Annotated in this window: 18 protein-coding genes; 11 read left to right on the top strand and 7 right to left on the bottom strand. The window is 72.0% G+C overall.

All coding sequences use genetic code 11. The annotated features are described in order from the left end of the window. From ACGWYJ_RS33460 to clpS, 3 genes are all read right to left on the bottom strand, one after another. Positions 1–956 (bottom strand): MEDS domain-containing protein (locus ACGWYJ_RS33460; RefSeq protein WP_395110542.1); only part of this gene is annotated, 956 nt, incomplete at its 3' end. Between the two features lie 110 nt (positions 957–1,066). After that, complete coding sequence (locus tag ACGWYJ_RS33465; protein ID WP_395110544.1) at positions 1,067–1,612, bottom strand: DUF2017 domain-containing protein; 546 nt, start codon at positions 1,610–1,612, stop codon at positions 1,067–1,069. Between the two features lie 27 nt (positions 1,613–1,639). After that, positions 1,640–1,936: an ATP-dependent Clp protease adapter ClpS gene (gene clpS / locus ACGWYJ_RS33470; RefSeq protein WP_285700899.1), complete on the bottom strand. Its 297-nt coding sequence runs from the start codon at positions 1,934–1,936 to the stop codon at positions 1,640–1,642. A 212-nt stretch (positions 1,937–2,148) separates the two neighbouring features. On the opposite strand from clpS, the gene ACGWYJ_RS33475 reads away from it, so the two are divergent. Genes ACGWYJ_RS33475 through ACGWYJ_RS33490 form a run of 4 tightly spaced genes read left to right on the top strand, consistent with a single transcriptional unit; the run spans position 2,149 to position 5,453 of the window. Further along, positions 2,149–3,417, top strand: a complete 1,269-nt coding sequence (locus ACGWYJ_RS33475; RefSeq protein WP_395110604.1) for a nicotinate phosphoribosyltransferase — start codon at positions 2,149–2,151, stop codon at positions 3,415–3,417. 50 nt (positions 3,418–3,467) lie between these two features. Then, positions 3,468–4,046 carry an isochorismatase family protein gene (locus ACGWYJ_RS33480; protein ID WP_395110546.1) on the top strand — a complete coding sequence of 193 codons (579 nt, stop codon included), beginning with the start codon at positions 3,468–3,470 and terminating at the stop codon, positions 4,044–4,046. A 1-nt stretch (position 4,047) separates the two neighbouring features. After that, a complete protein-coding gene (locus ACGWYJ_RS33485) occupies positions 4,048–4,575 on the top strand; it encodes a gluconokinase (protein WP_395110548.1) in 528 nt (175 codons plus the stop codon). Beyond that, on the top strand, positions 4,575–5,453 hold the full coding sequence (locus ACGWYJ_RS33490) for an LLM class flavin-dependent oxidoreductase (protein ID WP_395110550.1): 879 nt from the start codon (positions 4,575–4,577) through the stop codon (positions 5,451–5,453). Before ACGWYJ_RS33485 ends, ACGWYJ_RS33490 begins: the two co-directional genes overlap by 1 nt. On the opposite strand, the gene ACGWYJ_RS33495 is transcribed toward ACGWYJ_RS33490, so the two are convergent. From ACGWYJ_RS33495 to galU, 4 genes are read right to left on the bottom strand one after another with little or no spacing between them, the layout of a single operon-like run. Next, positions 5,450–5,926, bottom strand: a complete 477-nt coding sequence (locus ACGWYJ_RS33495; RefSeq protein ID WP_395110552.1) for a molybdenum cofactor biosynthesis protein B — start codon at positions 5,924–5,926, stop codon at positions 5,450–5,452. The genes ACGWYJ_RS33490 and ACGWYJ_RS33495 overlap by 4 nt on opposite strands. Before the next feature lie 8 nt (positions 5,927–5,934). Further along, positions 5,935–6,432, bottom strand: coding sequence for a cyclic pyranopterin monophosphate synthase MoaC (moaC, locus tag ACGWYJ_RS33500; protein WP_395110553.1), 498 nt, complete (start codon positions 6,430–6,432; stop codon positions 5,935–5,937). Next, positions 6,429–7,643, bottom strand: a complete 1,215-nt coding sequence (glp, locus tag ACGWYJ_RS33505; RefSeq protein WP_395110605.1) for a gephyrin-like molybdotransferase Glp — start codon at positions 7,641–7,643, stop codon at positions 6,429–6,431. Before glp ends, moaC begins: the two co-directional genes overlap by 4 nt. A gap of 26 nt (positions 7,644–7,669) precedes the next feature. Next, on the bottom strand, positions 7,670–8,593 hold the full coding sequence (gene galU, locus ACGWYJ_RS33510; protein WP_395110555.1) for a UTP--glucose-1-phosphate uridylyltransferase GalU: 924 nt from the start codon (positions 8,591–8,593) through the stop codon (positions 7,670–7,672). Between the two features lie 33 nt (positions 8,594–8,626). Here galU and ACGWYJ_RS33515 point away from each other — a divergent pair, with 33 nt between their 5' ends. From ACGWYJ_RS33515 to ACGWYJ_RS33545, 7 genes are all read left to right on the top strand, one after another. Then, positions 8,627–9,208, top strand: coding sequence for a 5-formyltetrahydrofolate cyclo-ligase (locus tag ACGWYJ_RS33515; RefSeq protein ID WP_395110557.1), 582 nt, complete (start codon positions 8,627–8,629; stop codon positions 9,206–9,208). A 100-nt stretch (positions 9,209–9,308) separates the two neighbouring features. Then, entirely contained in the window at positions 9,309–10,298 is a 990-nt protein-coding gene (locus tag ACGWYJ_RS33520) for an NAD(P)-dependent oxidoreductase (protein ID WP_395110559.1), read from the top strand. Positions 10,299–10,426: 128 nt separating this feature from the next. Next, complete coding sequence (locus tag ACGWYJ_RS33525) at positions 10,427–11,911, top strand: potassium/proton antiporter (protein ID WP_395110562.1); 1,485 nt, start codon at positions 10,427–10,429, stop codon at positions 11,909–11,911. Between the two features lie 106 nt (positions 11,912–12,017). Further along, positions 12,018–12,347 carry an FmdB family zinc ribbon protein gene (locus ACGWYJ_RS33530; RefSeq protein WP_395110564.1) on the top strand — a complete coding sequence of 110 codons (330 nt, stop codon included), beginning with the start codon at positions 12,018–12,020 and terminating at the stop codon, positions 12,345–12,347. Between the two features lie 851 nt (positions 12,348–13,198). Then, positions 13,199–15,289 (top strand): MMPL family transporter, encoded by a 2,091-nt coding sequence (locus tag ACGWYJ_RS33535; RefSeq protein WP_395110566.1) that lies wholly within the window; start codon positions 13,199–13,201, stop codon positions 15,287–15,289. A gap of 113 nt (positions 15,290–15,402) precedes the next feature. Then, positions 15,403–16,230, top strand: coding sequence for an S-methyl-5'-thioadenosine phosphorylase (locus tag ACGWYJ_RS33540; protein ID WP_395110568.1), 828 nt, complete (start codon positions 15,403–15,405; stop codon positions 16,228–16,230). Between the two features lie 184 nt (positions 16,231–16,414). After that, positions 16,415–16,987, top strand: coding sequence for an SAF domain-containing protein (locus ACGWYJ_RS33545; RefSeq protein WP_395110570.1), 573 nt, complete (start codon positions 16,415–16,417; stop codon positions 16,985–16,987). Positions 16,988–17,135 lie beyond the last annotated feature (148 nt).

A 17,135-nucleotide genomic window follows, 5' to 3' on the forward strand; every position in this document is an offset into this window, starting at 1 on the left:
CGGGCGGGCTCTCCGATCGAGACGCCGGGCGCCCGTTCCAGTCCGGTCGCCCGGAGCATCCCGGCGAGCCGGGGCGGGACGCCGCGCAGGAGCACCTGCCGCTGGCGGCCGCCGCTGGTGCGCCCGGCCTCCACGATCCGGCGCAGGCCCTCCTCGTCGCAGGTGTGGAGCCCGGAGAGGTCGAGGCAGACCAGCCCGGCGCCCGGGGGCAGGACCCGCAGTACGCGGTCGAGCGCGGGCCTGGTGGCGGCGTCGAGCGTCCCGGTCAGCGCGAGACCGGGCGGGCGGAAGAGCGGGGTGACGCGCAGCGCGCCGTCGTCGTAGAGGTCGTCGGCGCGTGCCCGCGCGTGGTGGTGGGACTCCATCCGTTCCAGCCGGGACGCGGGGAGGCGGCGCCGGTCGTACTGGCACAGCATCATCGCCACGATGCGGGCGCCGCGCAGGACGGGTCCGACGTGGCGTTCGCACGCGGCCACGCGCCGGGCGAGGAACTCCGCCTCGGCGGCCAGGTCGACGGGGCGCCCGGTCGCGGGGGCGGGCGGCAGCAGCGGCCATTCGCCGGTCAGCCGGATCCCGCGGTGGCCCTGGAGCAGCGCCAGTTCGGTCTCGGTGGCGAGCAGGCCCATCGTCTCGTCGGGCCGGAACCCGCCGGTGCCCCGGTAGACCTCCGCGACGGTCCGGACCACCAGCCGGCCGTCGTCCAGCGCGGCGGCCAGGTCGAGCCCGGCGGCCTGCGGCAGGGTTTCGAGCCTGGCGGGGCGGGGCCGCAAACCGACCGGCAGGGCGTGCGGGCTCTCCTGGTCCGCCAGATAGACGATCTTGTGTTCGGCGGCCAGGCCGTCCCTGACGAAGGAGAACAGCACCGACCGGCGCTCGTCGGCGTCGCCGTAGGCCAGGCAGAAGTGATCGCCGCGCACCATCCGCCCGACCGCCCTCGGGGCCGATGAGATCGTCATCCGATCAAGGTATCAACACCGAAAGCGACGGCGTCGGGACATTGCGTAACAATCCACGCCGAAGCCGTGGCCGGACGCGGTCATCTGAGCGATACGCGGCCCGGCGCGCCTCACCACAACGCGCGGACGAGGGTCTCCTGGAACATGGTCAGCCAGTCGTAGGCGGCGAACATGGGGGTACGCGGGTCGTTCGCGTCCAGGTCGGCGGCCTCCTCGTACCACTCCTCCGTGATGTCGAGCCGGGTGCCGAGGGCCAGCCGCACGTCGTTGAGCGCGCGCAACCACACCTGCGCCTGCTCCTGGTCGAGCATGACGTCGGCGCCTTTCCGCGCGTCGCCGACCGCGTCCAGCACCGTGGCGGCCGCGTCCCGCTTGCCGTCGCGCAGGCCCATCTCGGTGTAACGGCGGAATTCCACGGCCGCCGCGTCGTCCTGGTAGGCGTCGGGGAACAGCCGTGCCAGCACCGGGTCGTCGGGCTTGGCGGCCTTGTCAGCGATGCCCAGCGCGGCCAGTTCACCGTCCTCGCCCGGCCGCTCGCCCAGCAACTCCAGCATCTGCTCCATGAGCACCCGTACCAGGGCGGCCTCTTCGGGCTCCAGCCGGATGCGGACCCCTCTGGGCCCTCGGAGGGCGCCGCCGGCTTTGGTGACGTTCACAGGTCACCGGGCCGGGTCGCCACGGACTCAGTCATCGCGCTTCACAGTGGCCCACAGCCCGTAGGAGTGAAGGATCTCAACGTCGCGTTCCATCTCCTCGCGGGTTCCGTTGGCCACGACCGCGCGGCCCTTGTGGTGGACGTCGAGCATGAGCTTCTCCGCCTTCGGCTTGGGGTATCCGAAGACGGTCTGGAACACGTAGGTGACATAGGACATCAGGTTGATCGGGTCGTTCCAGACGATCGCCAGCCACGGACGGTCCGCGCTCCGGTCCTCGCCGACGTCCGGCCGGTCCAGCTCGACCGGCGCGGGTGCGGTGCTCATGCTCATGCCGCTCATGGGCCCGCTCTCCTCGCACTCCTCATCGGATCATCATCGGATCATCGTCTTCCTCCATGGTGCACGCCCGGCCCGCGTGCCGCACGCGCCGCCTCCCCCTAGGCAGTACGCGCGACGCGCCCTTTAGGGTTCCAGGTGTGGACCTTGGCGAGCTTGGCGTAAGCACGGCGCTGCTGACCGACCAGTACGAGCTGACCATGCTCCAGGCCGCGCTGAACAGCGGCACCGCGGACCGGCGCGCGGTGTTCGAGGTGTTCGCGCGGCATCTGCCGAATGGGCGCAGATATGGCGTCGTCGCCGGAACGGGGCGCCTGCTGGACGCGATCGAGGCGTTCTCGTTCGACGAGGCGGCGCTGGAGTTCCTGAGCGCCCGCGGGGTGGTGGACGAGACCACGGCGGGATGGCTGGAGAAGTTCAGGTTCACCGGGAACGTCTGGGGCTATCCCGAGGGCGAGTGCTATTTCCCGGACTCGCCGATCCTGGTGGTGGAGGGGACGTTCGCCGAGGCCGTCCTGCTGGAGACGGTCGTGCTGTCCATCCTCAACCACGACTGCGCGATCGCCTCGGCGGCCTCGCGGATGGTGCAGGCGGCGCAGGGACGGCCGCTGATCGAAATGGGGTCCCGGCGCACCCACGAGCGGGCGGCGGTGGCCGCGGCGCGCGCCGCGTACGTCGCGGGTTTCGCCACCACGTCCAATCTGGAGGCGGGCCGCCGCTACGGCGTGCCCACGGCGGGGACCAGCGCGCACGCGTTCACGCTGCTGCACGACAGCGAGCGGCACGCGTTCGAGGCGCAGTTGGCCTCGCTCGGGCAGAGCACGACCCTGCTGGTCGACACCTACGACGTCGAGCGGGCCGTGCGCACCGCCGTCGAACTGGCGGGGCCGTCGCTGGGCGCGGTCCGGATCGACAGCGGCGACCTGGGCGTGGTGGCCCGGCGGGTACGCGCCCAGCTCGACGAGCTGGGCGCCCACGACACCCGCATCGTGGTCACCGGCGACCTGGACGAGTACGGCATCGCGGCGCTGGCCGCCGCGCCCGTGGACGGCTACGGGGTGGGGACGGCCCTGGTCACAGGCTCGGGCGCGCCCACGGCCTCGCTGGTCTACAAGCTGGTGGCGCGGTCGGACGGGCCGGAGGACGACGCGCCGATGCGTTCCGTCGCCAAGCGTTCGGCGGGCAAGCCGACGCGGGGCGGGCGCAAGGCCGCGATCCGCCGTGTCGACGCGCGCGGCACCGCGTACTCCGAGGTGCTCACCACGGGCGAGCCCACGCCGGGGCCGCGCGACCGCCTTCTGCACGTCCCGCTCATCCAGGACGGGACGGTGGTCGGCCGCGAGACGCTGGAGGCGGCCAGGGAACGCCATGCCCGGGCGGTGCGGGAGTTGCCCGCGACCGCGCTCCAGCTCTCCAAGGGCGATCCCGCCCTCCCCACCGAGTTCGTCGACGGCGGTCCGCGGCCCTGAGGTCCGCGTGGGGTAGCGTCACAAGGGGAATGGGGAACGAGGAGTCGACCATGGGCAAGGCTCTGATCATCGTTGACGTGCAGAACGACTTCTGCGAGGGCGGGTCACTGCCCGTCGAAGGGGGCGCGGAGGTGGCGCGGGCCATCTCCGAGTACGTGGCCGCGCGGGGGGACCAGTACGACCACATCGTGGCGACCCGGGACTTCCATCTCGACCCGGGCACGCACTTCTCCGACACGCCCGACTTCAAGGAAAGCTGGCCGCCGCACTGCGTGATCGGCACCGAGGGCGCCGACTTCCATCCCAACCTGTCGCTGGGGCCGATCGAGGCGGTGTTCAGCAAGGGGCGGCAGGAGCCCGCGTACAGCGGGTTCGAGGCGGTCTCCGACCAGGACGTGCCGCTGGAGGAGTGGCTGCGCGACCACGACGTGGACAGCGTGGACATCGTCGGCATCGCCACCGACCACTGCGTTCGCGCGACGGCGGTGGACGCGGCCAGGGCCGGGCTGAAGCCCACCGTCCTGCTCGACCTCACCGCGGGGGTGTCGCCGACGACGACCGAGCGGGCCCTGAGCGAGCTGAAGTCGGCGGGCGTGACCCTGTCCGGCAGCCCCGTCGTGAAGACCTGACGTGGCGGAGACCCTCGTCATCATCGTCATGGGAGTGTCCGGCAGCGGCAAGACCACCGTGGGGGCGCGCCTGGCCGAGCGGCTGGGCTGGGATTTCGCCGACGCCGACGACTTCCACACGCCGGGCGACATCGCGCGGATGAGCGCGGGGATCCCGCTCACCGACACCGAACGGGAGCCCTGGCTGCGGTCCATCGCCGAGTGGATCGAGGGGCGGCTGACGTCGGAGACGCCCGCGGTGGTGACCTGCTCCGGCCTCAGGCGCCGCTACCGGGAAGTGCTCGCCGGCGGCCGACCGGGCGTCGCGCAGGTGTTCCTGGACGAGGGCCGCGACGTGATCGCGCGGCGGATGGAGAGGCGCCGGGAGCACTTCTTCCGTCCCGGCCTCCTCGACAGCCAGTTCCGCGACCTGGAGCGTCCCACACCGGACGAGGGCGTGGTCACGGTCGAGAACACCGGCACGCCGGAGGAGACGGTCGTCGCCATCGTGTCGGAGCTGGAACTGGAGACCACACCGGCGGAGAGCTGATGGACAAGCCGATGGACATCGGTATCGGGCTGCCGTCCACCATCCCCGGCGCCGGGCCCGAGCGGATCCTGGGCTGGGCGGTGGCCGCCGAGGAGCGGGGCTTCAGCACGCTCGCGGCGATCGACCGGCTCGTGTACGGGAACACCGAGCCGCTGGTCACGCTGGGCGCGGTCGCGGCGGTCACCCGCGGGATCCGGCTCATGACCTCGATCCTGCTGGTGCCGTTCCGCGTGAACGCCGCCCTGGTGGCCAAGCAGGCCGCGACCGTGAACCACCTGTCCGGCGGGCGGCTGGTGCTGGGCATGGCGGTCGGCGGCTACGAGGACGACTACGCCGCGTCCGGGGTGCCGTTCGCGGGACGCGGCGCGCGGTTCGACGCGATGCTGGACGAGATGACCCGCGTCTGGGCGGGCGAGAGGCGCGGCACGGCGGGGGCGATCGGTCCCGCGCCGGGGCTGGGACGCTCCCGGATCGTGTTCGGCGGCGGCAGCGAGCGGACGTTCGCCAGGATCGCGCGCTGGGGCTCCGGCTGGATCGCGGGAAGCCGCGGCGTCGGCTCGTTCCGGCGAGGCGCCGAGGGCGTCCGGCGCGCCTGGGAGGCGGCGGGACGTGACGGCACGCCCCGGCTGATGGCCCAGCCGTACTTCGCGCTCGGGCCACGTGCCCGCCAGAACGCCGAGGCGTTCCTGGGCGACCACTACGCCACCGAGGGAGCGGCGAGCATCGAGCAGGTCGTCGCGTCCTCGCTGACCAGCCCCGCCGCCATACAGGACGCGGTCGCGGCCTACGCGGAGGCGGGGTGCGACGAGTTGCTGCTGTTCCCGTGCGACCCGGATCCGGAGCAGGTGGGGCTGCTCGCGGAGGCCCTGCGCGCCTAGGCCGTGGGCGATCTCGGGTGGTCGCCGCCGTTGATCTGGTCGACGGCGTGCGCCAGGACCCGTCCCAGCACGGCCATGCCGTCGCGGACCCCGCCGGTCGACCCGGGCAGGTTCACGATGAGCGTGCGGCCCGCGACCCCGGCCAGGCCGCGCGACAGGATCGCGGCCGGCACCTTGTCGCGTCCCTCCATCCGGATGGCGTCGGCGATCCCGGGGATCTCGCGTTCGATCACCAGCCGGGTCATCTCCGGCGTCCGGTCGGTGGGGGTGAGGCCGGTGCCGCCCGAGGTGACCACGGCGTCGTAGCCCTGCTCCACCGCGTCCCGCAGCACCGCGGCGACCGGCTCGCCGTCGGGGATCACCACGGGCCCGTCCACCTGGCAGCCCAGGTCCTCCAGCAGCTCCACCAGCACGGGCCCGGAAGTGTCGGCGTAGACCCCGGCCGCGGCCCGGTTGGAGACGGTCACCGCCATGACCCTGATCACGGCCGCCGCCAGACGCCGGTCTTGCCGCCGGTCTTCTCCTCGACCCGCACGTCCGTGACGACCGCGGCCGGGTCGAGCGCCTTCACCATGTCGATCAGCGCGAGCGCGGCCACGGTCACCGAGGTCAGCGCCTCCATCTCCACGCCCGTGCGGTCGGCGGTGCGGACGACGGCGGCGATGGCGACGCCCGCGTCCTCGATCCTCAGGTCCACCTGCACGCCGTGCAGCGCGATCGGATGGCACAGCGGGACCAGGTCGGGCGTGCGCTTGGCCGCCATGATCCCCGCGATCCTGGCCACGGCGATCGCGTCGCCCTTCGGGACGTCGCCCGCGCGCAGCGCCTCGACGGTGACGGGCGACAGGCGGACGAAGCCGGTGGCCGTCGCCGTCCGCGCGGAGACGTCCTTGCCGGACACGTCGACCATCCGGGCACGGCCCGCCTCGTCGACGTGGGTGAGCCCGTGGGCGTGGGTGTGCTCGGAATCCATGCTCATGACGGGAGCCTCATGACCTGTACCTGGGTGCCGGCCGGCAGCGCCTCGACGTCCTCGGGCAGGACGATCAGGCAGTCGGCGGACGACAGCGACCACAACTGATGGGAGCCTTGCGTCTCGGCCGGGGTGACCTCGTACGCGCCCCTCCGCGGTGCCAGCCGCCCACGCACGAAGTGCCGCAGCCCCGCCGGGGACGTGACGTCCTCGGTGAGCACGGCGGGCCATGTGGGCAGCGGTTCGGGCGGCAGTCCCTGCATGGCGTGCAGTGCGGGACGCACGAAGACCTGGAACGAGACGAAGGCGCTGACCGGGTTGCCGGGCAGCGTGAAGATCGGCGTCCCGTTCAGCAGACCGAAGCCCTGCGGCTTGCCCGGCCGCATCGCCACCTTGCTGAACACGACCGATTCCCCGGCCTTCGCCGTGAACACCTCCTTGACGACGTCCCTGGCGCCCATGGACACGCCACCGGAGGTGATCAGCGCGTCGGCGCGGGCGAGCTGGTCCTCGATCGACTCCAGGACCTCGGCCGGCTCGTCCCCGACGGTCGCCTCGCGGTAGCCCTTGGCGCCCGTCTCGTTCACCGCCGCGGTCAGCATGAAGCTGTTGGAATCCCAGATCTGGCCCGCCGCCAGCGGCGTGCCGGGCTCGCGCAGCTCGGTGCCGGTGGACAGCACCACCACGCGCGGGCGCGGGCGTACCGGGACGCGGGACCGGCCCACCGCCGCGATCATGCCGAGCTGGGCGGCGCCGAGCCGGGTGCCCGCCTCGACCACCACCTTGCCTGCCTCCACGTCCTCGCCCGACCTGCGGATGTAGTGACCGGGCGGAACGGGACGGGTGACGCGCACCGTGGCCGTGCCGCCGTCGGTCCACTCCACCGGGATCACCGCGTCCGCCCCGGCCGGGACCGGCGCGCCCGTCATGATCCGGGCGCTCAGCCCGGGACGGATCGCCGACACGCCCACGTCGCCCGCCGCGATGTCACCGATCACCGGCAGCGCCACCGGGTCGGACTCGGTGGCCTCGGCCACGTCCGCCGCGACGACGGCGTACCCGTCCATCGCGGAGTTGTCGAACGGCGGCAGCGGCACCGGCGCCTCCACCGGCTCGGCCAGCACCCCGCCCTGCGCCTCCAGGAGCGCCAGGTCCAGCGGCGGCAGCAGCGGCACGGCGCTCAGAATCCCCGCGAGATGCTCCTCGACCGATCTCATGCCCACGGCCCCAGTCTCCCGCGCCGTCACGACTCCCCGGGAGAGCCGTCGCGGTTCTTGCGGACGAACTCGCGCAGCCACGGCATGAACTCCGGCGCCAGGTCGGGACGCTCGGCGGCGAACTGCACGACCGTGCGCAGGTACTCCTGTTTGTTGCCGGTGTCGTAGCGGCGGCCCCGGAACTTCACCCCGTACACCGTCCCGCCCTCCTCGACCGGCATGCGGGCGAGGGTGAGCAGCGCGTCGGTGAGCTGGATCTCGCCGCCGCGTCCCGGCGGGGTCCGGTCCAGGACCTCGAAGACCCTCGGGTCGCAGACGTACCGGCCGATGATGATCCAGTTGCTGGGCGCCTCGTCCTGGGGCGGCTTCTCCACCAGGTCGGTGATCTTGACGACATCGTCCTCGTCGGTGGCCTCGATGGCGGCGACGCCGTACGAGGACACCTGGTCGGGGTCGACCTCCATCAGCGCCACCACGCTGCCGCCCAGCCGCGAGCGCACGTCCATCATGCGCGTCAGCAGCGGGTCGCGGTGGTCGATCATGTCGTCGCCCAGCAGCACCGCGAACGGCTCGTCGCCGACGTGCTGGCGGGCGCAGAGCACCGCGTGCCCCAGCCCCTTGGGCTCGCCCTGCCGGACGTAGTGCATGATGGCCAGGTCGCTCGACTTGCAGACCGAGGCCAGCCTGTCCTCGTCGCCCTTGGCGCGGAGGGCCTCCTCGAGTTCGTAGGCCCGGTCGAAGTGGTCCTCGATGGACCGCTTGCTCCGGCCGGTGATCATCAGGACGTCGACGAGCCCGGCGTTGACCGCCTCCTCGACGACGTACTGGATCGCCGGTTTGTCGACGATGGGAAGCATTTCCTTGGGTGTCGCCTTGGTGGCGGGCAAGAATCGGGTACCGAGGCCGGCCACAGGGACGACGGCCTTGAGGACTGGTTCGAAGTCGGCCATGAACCGACCTTAGTCATCCCGGGGGAGCCCGCCGTGCAGCACACCGCCGCCAAATCCGATCTCCGCGTGGCGACGCTGGCCAGGAGGTCGGCGATGGACCCGGGGGCCCGCGCGGCGGCGGCGCGCTCGCTGCGCGACGCGGTGCTGGCGGTGCCCGAACTGGAGATGGCCGGGACTGTCGCGGCGTATGTGTCGATCGGCACCGAACCGGACACCAGGGGGCTGCTGCTGGCGCTCTGGAAGCGCGGGACGTATGTGCTGCTCCCCAGGCTGCGACCGGACAACGACCTCGACTGGGCGTCGTACGAGGGGCCCGACTCGCTGGTCCCCGGGCCGCACGGCCTGCTGGAACCGTCCGAGCCGCCGCGCGGCCCGGACGCGGTGTCGAGCGCGGACGTCGTGCTCGTCCCGGCGCTGGCGGTCGACCGCCGCGGGACGCGGCTCGGCCGCGGCGGGGGGTCCTACGACCGGGCGCTGGCCAGAGTCGGCCCGGCGATCCTCACCGCCGCCCTGGTATACGACGGGGAACTTGTCGACGCACTGCCCGCCGAGCCGCACGACCGGCACGTCCGCGCCGCCGTGACCCCCTCGGAGGGTCTCGTACGGTTGGCCTGACGCCGTTGGAGGCATTGAGGGCGCTGAGAGCTCCCGGGGGCTCGCCATGAAGGCTTGGAGGCGTCGGTGACGTTCGGTACGCGGTTACGGAGGTTGACGCATGGCGACACCATGGCGGGTGCTGACGCTCGCGCCACTCGACAGGGACTTGGTAAAAGGGCTGTTCAAGCCGCTGGGAGACGCGGTCGAGCTGCTCTTCCCCGAGTCCCGTGACGAGGACGGCCTGCTCGCCGTGCTGCCCGGCGCCGAACTGATCATCGGTGACTTCACCGGCCTGTTCTCGCTGGACAAGCGGGTGCTGGAGGCCGCGCCGCACCTGGCGTTCGTCCAGACGCCCAGCGTCGGGACCGACAGCGTGGACGTCGACATGCTGGCGAAGGCGGGCATCCCGGTGGCCAACACCGCCGGGGCCAACGCCCGCGGGGTCGCCGAATGGGCCCTGGGCGCGGCGCTGGTGCTGTGCCGCCACCTGGCCTGGGCCGACCGCGGCGTCCGCGCCGGCGGGTGGCCGCAGCGCGAACTGCTGGCCCGCAACCCCCGCGAGATCCACACCCAGCGCGTCGGGATCGTCGGGTACGGCGCGATCGGCTCGGAGACGGCCCGGCTGTTCGAGGCGCTGGGCTCCCCGGTGTCGTACTGGTCGAGGCGGCGCCGCCCGGAGGCGTCCGCCACGTACCGGGAGCTGGACGACCTGCTCGCCGTCTCCGACATCCTCGTGCTGACCCTGCCGCTGACGCCGGACACGCGCGGCCTGCTGGACGCCCGCCGCCTCGCCCTGCTCCCCGACCAGGCGCTGCTGGTGAACGTGGGACGCGGCGGCGTCGTCGCGGACGACGTGGTGGTCGAGGCGTTGGAGTCGGGACGCCTCGGCGGGGCCGCGCTGGACGTCTACGAGCGGGAACCGCTGCCGCCCGATCATCCGCTGCGCTCCCGCGAGGACGTCCTGCTGTCGCCGCACGGGGCGGGCGGCACCGGCCAGGCCCAGTTCAACATCGTCGCGGCGGTGCGCGACAACATCGTCGCCGCCGTCACGGGCAAGCCGGTGGCCAACGTGGTGAACGGCGTGGACCCGCTGGTCAGGCGCCGTTGAGACGGCCAGGCGCACGGCCGGGCGGACGGCGGCGCGACCGGCCCGGCGGGCGGCCGCCGTCACCTGGCCGATACCGATGTCAATAGGATTCCAAAAGATCAGTTCGCCGATGACCCGAGGGGTGGGATGTGCATCTCGACATCTGGCTACTCCTCGGGTCCACCCTGATACTGTCCGCGATCGTCGCGGTACGCCTCTCGCACCATCTCGGCCTGCCCAGCCTGCTCGCCTACATGGGCATCGGGCTGTTCATCGGCGAGGGCGGCCCCTTCCAGATCAACTTCGACAACGCCGAGCTGGCCGAGACCCTCGGCCTGGCCGCGCTCGTCCTGATCCTCGCCGAGGGCGGCATCACCACCAGCTGGCGGAACGTGCGTCCCGCCGTCCCCGCCGCGGTCTCGGTCTCCACCCTGGGCACCCTGATCAGCATCGTGGTGACCGCCCTCGCCGCCCTCTGGCTGCTGGACGTGAACTGGCAGCTGGCGTTCCTGGTGGGGGCCGTGCTCGCGCCCACCGACGCCGCCGCGGTGTTCTCCGTCCTGCGGCGGCTGCCGCTGCCGCCACGGCTGACCGGGCTGCTGGAGGCCGAGTCCGGCTTCAACGACGCCCCCGTGGTGATCATCGTCGTCACGCTCAGCACCCACTCCACCGCGCCCGACCTGCTCGAACTCGCCGGGATCATGGTGTACGAGCTGGCCGCGGGCGGCGTGATCGGGATCGCGATCGGCTGGCTCGGCGCGCAGGCTCTGCGTCGCGTGGCCCTGCCCGCGTCCGGGCTCTACCCGATCGCGGTGCTGTCGCTGTCGGTCGGCTCGTACGGGGCGGCGGCGCTGGCGCACGCCAGCGGGTTCCTCGCGGTGTACGTGAGCGCGCTCGTCCTGGGCAACGCCCGGCTGCCGCACCGTCCCGCCACCCGCGGGTTCGCGGAAGGGGTCGCCTGGCTGGCCCAGATCGGCGTGTTCGTGATGCTCGGCCTGCTGGCGTCCCCGAGCGACCTGCCCGGCCAGATCATCCCCGCGCTGATCATCGGGTTCGTCCTGCTGCTGGTGGCGCGCCCGCTGTCGGTGCTGCTGTCCACGATCGGGTTCGGCATGTCGCTGGGCGAGAAAACGTTCGCCTCCTGGGCCGGGCTGCGCGGCGCCGTCCCCATCGTGCTGGCCACCATCCCCATGGTGCAGAACGTCCAGGGCTCGGAGACGCTGTTCGCGATCGTGTTCAACATCGTCGTCCTGTTCACCGCCTTGCAGGGGCCCACCCTGCCGCTGGTGGCGCGCTGGTGCGGGCTGCGCGGCGGCGACGAGCCGCGCGAGCTGGACGTGGAGGCCGCCCCGCTGGGGGAGCTCCACGCCGAACTGCTGGAGATCCGGATCCCCCCGGACTCGCGGCTCAACGGCGTGGAGATCTTCGAGCTGCGGCTGCCCCCGGGCGCCTCGGTCACCCTGGTCGTCCGGGACGGCAACAGCTTCGTGCCCGAGCCCACCACCCCGCTGCGCGCCGGCGACACCCTGCTGGTCGTCACCACCGACAAGGTCAGGGAGGCGGCGGAACGCCGCATGCGCGCGGTCAGCCGCCGCGGCAAGCTGGCCGGCTGGTTCGGCGAGTCGGGCGCCTGACCGCCGAGTCCAGGAACAGGGGGACGGCTCATGGTGTTCAATGCACGGGTACGATTAGCAGTCGATCGAGATGAGTGCCAATCAGGCTTGGCGGCGAGGAGGACCCGTGCCGACGTATCAGTACGTTTGCACCGAGTGCGGTGAACCTTTGGAGGTCGTGCAGAAGTTCAGCGACAGCGCGCTGACCGAGTGCCCGGCGTGCTCCGGCCGCCTCCGCAAGGTGTTCTCGGCCGCCGGGATCATCTTCAAGGGCTCCGGCTTCTACCGCACCGACAGCCGCAGCTCCGGCACGTCGAGCTCGACGTCCACCTCGTCCAAGGACTCCGCCAAGTCTGACAAGTCGGACTCGTCGTCGAAGTCGGAGAGTTCGTCCTCGTCCTCTTCGGAGTCGTCTTCGTCCTCGTCGTCCTCGAGTTCGTCGGAGAAGGTCGCCTGACCTGCGACGAGGATTGCGGCCCTTGTGACGCGGGGCGCGAGCGTGGCTCGCACGCCCTCGATCAGGGTCGCGTAAGGCGTACCGTCCGCTTCCAGGGCCGCGTGGAGATATTCCAACGCGGCCTGGTTCGCTCTTAGCAGCCAATCGTCCCGGCAAAGGGCCGCGTACTCCAGCACGACCGGCAGTGAGTCCGCCGGCTCCTCCCCCGCGTCGTAGTCGGCCTGCCTATAGAGCTCGGCGAGATGGCCGTGCATGAACCGGCGCAGCTCCTCATCGAGATCGCGGCAACCCGCCAGGTTCAGCCGTCCGCCCCCGCACACCTCCCGGTACTCCACCGTCAGGCGGATCGGGGTAGTGCGGTCCACGTGGTCGAGGAAGGCGTTCAGGCACCGCCGCGGCGCCCCCCGCGGCACGTCGGCGAGCGCCGCCCGCAGCATCGGGCGCCGATCGTAGAAGCGCTGATCAGGGTACGCGAGCAACAACGACGCCGCCCGCCACACCACGATGTCCACCGGCACCCCCGTCACCACTCCCCGTCACCGGTTCCGTGAAGGAAGCGAACGACCTGTGATCTCGACGTCCCGTTGGACGGTCGTCCTCAGGTACAGGTTCCGGGGTCTTTCTACTCCCCGTGCAGTAGCGGCGGCGGACCCTTTGACCCCAGCGGCGTAGCGAGGTTCCACCCCTCCGCTGGAAGCGCGCTCACCGCATCACGGGCAACGATAAGGGCACGACATATCGCGATGTGATCGCCCGCTCGATATGACCGCTCGATATGAACAGCCCTGGAGCAGCATATGAGTTCACCCGGCTCGGCCCCGCCGCGAACGTGGGCCCATCGACTCACCTCCGTGATCGCCGGTAGACGCACCAAATGGGCCGTCCTGGCCGCCTGGATCGTCCCGCTGGCCGCGCTGGTCTTCCTCGGCCTGCTGCCCGGCGACCTCGGCGAGGTCGAGGAGAACGACGCCGCCGCCTGGCTGCCCGAGAGCGCCGAGTCCACCCAGGTCGTCGCCCTGCAAGAACGGTTCCACACCGACGACGTCTCGCTCGCCGTGATCGTCTACGAGCGTCCCGGCGGGATCACCGCGGCCGACCAGGCCAAGGCCAAGGCCGACACCGCCGCGTTCGCCACGCTGCCCGGCGCGCAGCAGCCGCAGGGCCCGTTCCCGGCCAAGGACGGCAAGGCGCTCCAGACGCTCGTACCGTTGCAGGACACCGACCTGATCAAGGCCGTCGAGGACGCCCGCGAGCTGGCCAAGCGCGGCCCCCCCGGACTGAACGCGCACGTCACCGGCCCGGCGGGCGGCGAGGCCGACATGGAGGAGGTCTTCGACAGCATCGACGGCTTCCTGCTGCTGGCCGCGGGCGGCGTCGTGATCCTGCTGCTCCTGATCATCTACCGCAGCCCGATGCTGTGGTTCGTCCCCGTCCTCAGCGCCATCGTCGCGCTCGGCCTCGCCCAGACCGTCGTCTACCTGCTGGCCAAGCACGCCGACCTCACCGTCAACGGGCAGAGCGGAGGCATCCTCACCGTCCTGGTCTTCGGCGTCGCCACCGACTACGCCCTGCTGCTCGTCGCCCGCTACCGCGAGGAACTGCACCGGCACGAGGACCGGCACGAGGCCATGGCCTTCGCCCTCCACCGCGCCGGGCCCGCGATCCTCGCGTCCGCCGCCACCGTCGCCGCCGGCCTGCTGTGCCTGCTGGTCGCCGAGCTGAACTCCACCGCCGGCGTGGGACCGGTCGCCGCCGCGGGCGTCGTCACCGCCCTGCTGTCCATGACCACCCTGCTGCCCGTCCTGCTGGTGATCTGCGGCCGCTGGCTGTTCTGGCCGCTGGTGCCGCGCTACGACGCCAAGTACCTCGCCCCCGAGGCGTACGAGTCCGAGCACGGCATCTGGAGCCGGATCGCCCGCGCCGTCGGCGCCCGCCCACGCCTCATCTGGGCGGTCACCTCCGTCGGCCTGCTCGCGCTGACCCTCGGCCTGACCACCCTGAAGTCCGACGGCCTGTCCAACGCCGGCCAGTTCGTCGACAAGCCCGACTCCATCGTCGGCGCCGAGGCCGTCGGCCGGCACTTCCCCGCCGGATCCAGCGATCCCGCCATCATCATCGCCAAGGCGTCCGCCGCCGACCAGGTCGCCACCGCCGCGCGCGGCACCCCGGGCGTCGCCGAGCTCGGCAAACCCACCACCGCCCAGGGGCTCGTCCAGTACGAGGCCGTCCTGCGCGACGCCCCCGACACCGAGGCCGCCCGCGACACCATCGAACGGCTGCGCGCCGGCGTCCACGCCGTACCGGGCGCCGAGGCCAAGGTCGGCGGCACCAGCGCCATCACGCTGGACACCATGCGCGCCGTCGACCGCGACAACAAGGTGATCATGCCGATCGTCCTCGCCGTCGTGTTCCTCATCCTGGTCGCGCTGCTGCGCGCCCTGGTCGCGCCGCTGCTGATGATCGCGACCGTGGTGCTGTCGTTCCTGGCCTCGCTGGGCGCCTGCTCCGTGATCTTCCAGGAGCTGTTCGGCTTCGAGGGCACCGATCCCGGCCTGCCCCTGCTGGCCTTCATCTTCCTGGTCGCGCTCGGCGTCGACTACAACATCTTCCTGATGCACCGGGTCCACGAGGAGTCGGCGTCCCTCGGCACCCGCCGCGGCGTCACGAGGGGTCTCACCGTCACCGGCGGCGTGATCACCTCGGCCGGGCTGGTCCTGGCGGGCACCTTCGCCGCCCTGGCCACCCTCCCCCTGGTGATCCTCGCCGAGATGGGCTTCATCGTCGCCTTCGGCGTCCTGCTCGACACCGTCATCGTCCGCTCGCTCCTCCTCCCGGCCCTCTCGCACGATCTGGGCCGCCGCATCTGGTTCCCCAGCCGCCTGGCGAAGGAACAGATCGCCCCCGACCCCACCGACCCCCGCGTCCTGGAACGGGTCGGCTGAGATCGCGGAACAGGGCCCCGGCCGTTCGGCGGCCGGGCCCTGTCGTGGTGGAGTTATCCACAATCATGGGAGCCACTCCCGGCGGGCGGGGCGGGCTCGTTAATGTCGTCGGCATGCCTCAACCGCCTTCCGCGTCCCAGCCCTCCGCCGAGATCGGGGTGATCGGCGGGTCCGGGTTCTACTCCTTCCTCGACGACGTCCACGAGGTCGAGGTCGACACCCCCTTCGGCCGTCCCAGCGACACCCTCACGATCGGCGAGCTGGCCGGCCGCCGCGTCGCCTTCGTCCCCCGGCACGGACGCGACCACCGGTACCCGCCGCACAAGATCCCGTACCGGGCCAACCTCTGGGCCCTGCGTTCCCTGGGCGTCCGCCAGATCGTGGCGCCCAGCGCCGTCGGATCCCTCACCCCCGACCACGGCCCCGGCACCCTCGCCGTCCCCAACCAGCTCGTCGACCGCACGTCCGGCCGCGCGCAGACCTTCTACGACGAGGGCGGCGCCGTCCACCTGTCCTTCGCCGACCCGTACTGCCCGATCGGCCGCCAGGTCGCCGTCTCCACCGCCCGGCGGGCCGGGTGGCCCCCCGTGGACGGCGGCACCCTGGTCGTCATCGAAGGCCCCCGCTTCTCCACCCGGGCCGAGTCCCAGTGGTACGCCGCCCAGGGCTGGACCCTGATCGGCATGACCGGCCATCCCGAGGCCGTCCTGGCCCGCGAGCTGGCCCTCTGCTACATCCCCGTCTGCCTGGTCACCGACCTCGACGCCGGCATCGAAGAGGGCGAGGGCGTCACCATGGAGGAGGTCTTTCGCGTCTTCGCCGAGAACATCGGCCGCCTCCGTCCCCTGGTCGCCGACATGATCAAGTCCCTGCCCACCGACCGCGCCTGCCCCTGCCCCCACTCCCTGGACGGCATGAAACTGCCCCTCGACCTCCCCTGACCACCACACCCTCCGCCCCTGAGTGCCGAGCCGCTGACGACCCGGCACTACCCGCCCACGCCCGAAAGCTCCCAAGGATCATGACCGCCACCGGTAACGACCGTCCAAGCGCCGCCACCCCGCACCTTGCGGAAGGCATCTCATGGGTCGCCGCCTAGAGCGCTATCGCAGGCCCCTGGCCGCGATGTTCGCCGCCGCCGCAACGGGCTTCGCCCTGCTGGCCCTGCGCCCCGCCCCGGCCCCGACCGGCAAGGAGGTCCTCGTGGCCGCCCGAGACCTCCCCGCCGGCACCACTCTCCGTCCCCCCGACCTCCGAAAGGCGCGCCTCCCGGAAGCATCGATCCCCTCCGGCGCGATCCGAGCCCCAGCGGCAGGCCGCATCCTGGCCGGCCCCATGCGCCAAGGCGAACCCCTCACCGACGTGAGACTCGTCTCCAGCGCCCTCCTCCGCACCTACGGCCCGAACACGGTCGCCACCCCGGTACGCATCGCAGACGCAGGCACGGTCCGCCTCCTCCGCCAAGGCGACCACGTAGACGTCCTCTCAGCCGACACCTCACCCACCGACACCCCGCCCACCAGCAACGCCCCAGCCGGAAAGGCCCGCCTGCTCATAGCCTCCGCCCCCGTCATCGCCATCCCACCGCACCAACCAGACGACCAGGGCGCCCTCATAGTCCTAGCAACCACCCGCCCCCAAGCAACAATCCTCACCGCCGCCCACCCACCCCTAGCAATCACCATCACCCACCCCTAACCACCAAGCCATCAACCAGCCCCACTCACATAACCCCCACCCAGCACCTAGCCCCCACCCCACCCAGCGGCACGCCTCACCCAGCACCCGCACCGCGGGCCGCCTGCGCCAGGAACCGCTGCTTGGCCTCCCGGCGTGAGCTGCGCCC

It is taken from the genome of Actinomadura sp. SCN-SB, from assembly GCF_043906805.1.
In the GTDB taxonomy this organism is placed as follows: Bacteria; Actinomycetota; Actinomycetes; order Streptosporangiales; family Streptosporangiaceae; genus Spirillospora.

Excerpts from the sequence above, each read along its gene's own strand:
- clpS (WP_285700899.1), bottom strand. The coding sequence starts at position 1,936 with ATGAGCACCGCACCCGCGCCGGTCGAGCTGGACCGGCCGGACGTCGGC.
- galU (WP_395110555.1), bottom strand. The coding sequence starts at position 8,593 with ATGGCCGACTTCGAACCAGTCCTCAAGGCCGTCGTCCCTGTGGCCGGC.
- ACGWYJ_RS33495 (WP_395110552.1), bottom strand. The coding sequence starts at position 5,926 with ATGGCGGTGACCGTCTCCAACCGGGCCGCGGCCGGGGTCTACGCCGAC.
- ACGWYJ_RS33540 (WP_395110568.1), top strand. The coding sequence starts at position 15,403 with ATGCCTCAACCGCCTTCCGCGTCCCAGCCCTCCGCCGAGATCGGGGTG.
- ACGWYJ_RS33545 (WP_395110570.1), top strand. The coding sequence starts at position 16,415 with ATGTTCGCCGCCGCCGCAACGGGCTTCGCCCTGCTGGCCCTGCGCCCC.
- moaC (WP_395110553.1), bottom strand. The coding sequence starts at position 6,432 with ATGAGCATGGATTCCGAGCACACCCACGCCCACGGGCTCACCCACGTC.
- ACGWYJ_RS33520 (WP_395110559.1), top strand. The coding sequence starts at position 9,309 with ATGGCGACACCATGGCGGGTGCTGACGCTCGCGCCACTCGACAGGGAC.
- glp (WP_395110605.1), bottom strand. The coding sequence starts at position 7,643 with ATGAGATCGGTCGAGGAGCATCTCGCGGGGATTCTGAGCGCCGTGCCG.
- ACGWYJ_RS33475 (WP_395110604.1), top strand. The coding sequence starts at position 2,149 with ATGCTCCAGGCCGCGCTGAACAGCGGCACCGCGGACCGGCGCGCGGTG.
- ACGWYJ_RS33480 (WP_395110546.1), top strand. The coding sequence starts at position 3,468 with ATGGGCAAGGCTCTGATCATCGTTGACGTGCAGAACGACTTCTGCGAG.
- ACGWYJ_RS33490 (WP_395110550.1), top strand. The coding sequence starts at position 4,575 with ATGGACAAGCCGATGGACATCGGTATCGGGCTGCCGTCCACCATCCCC.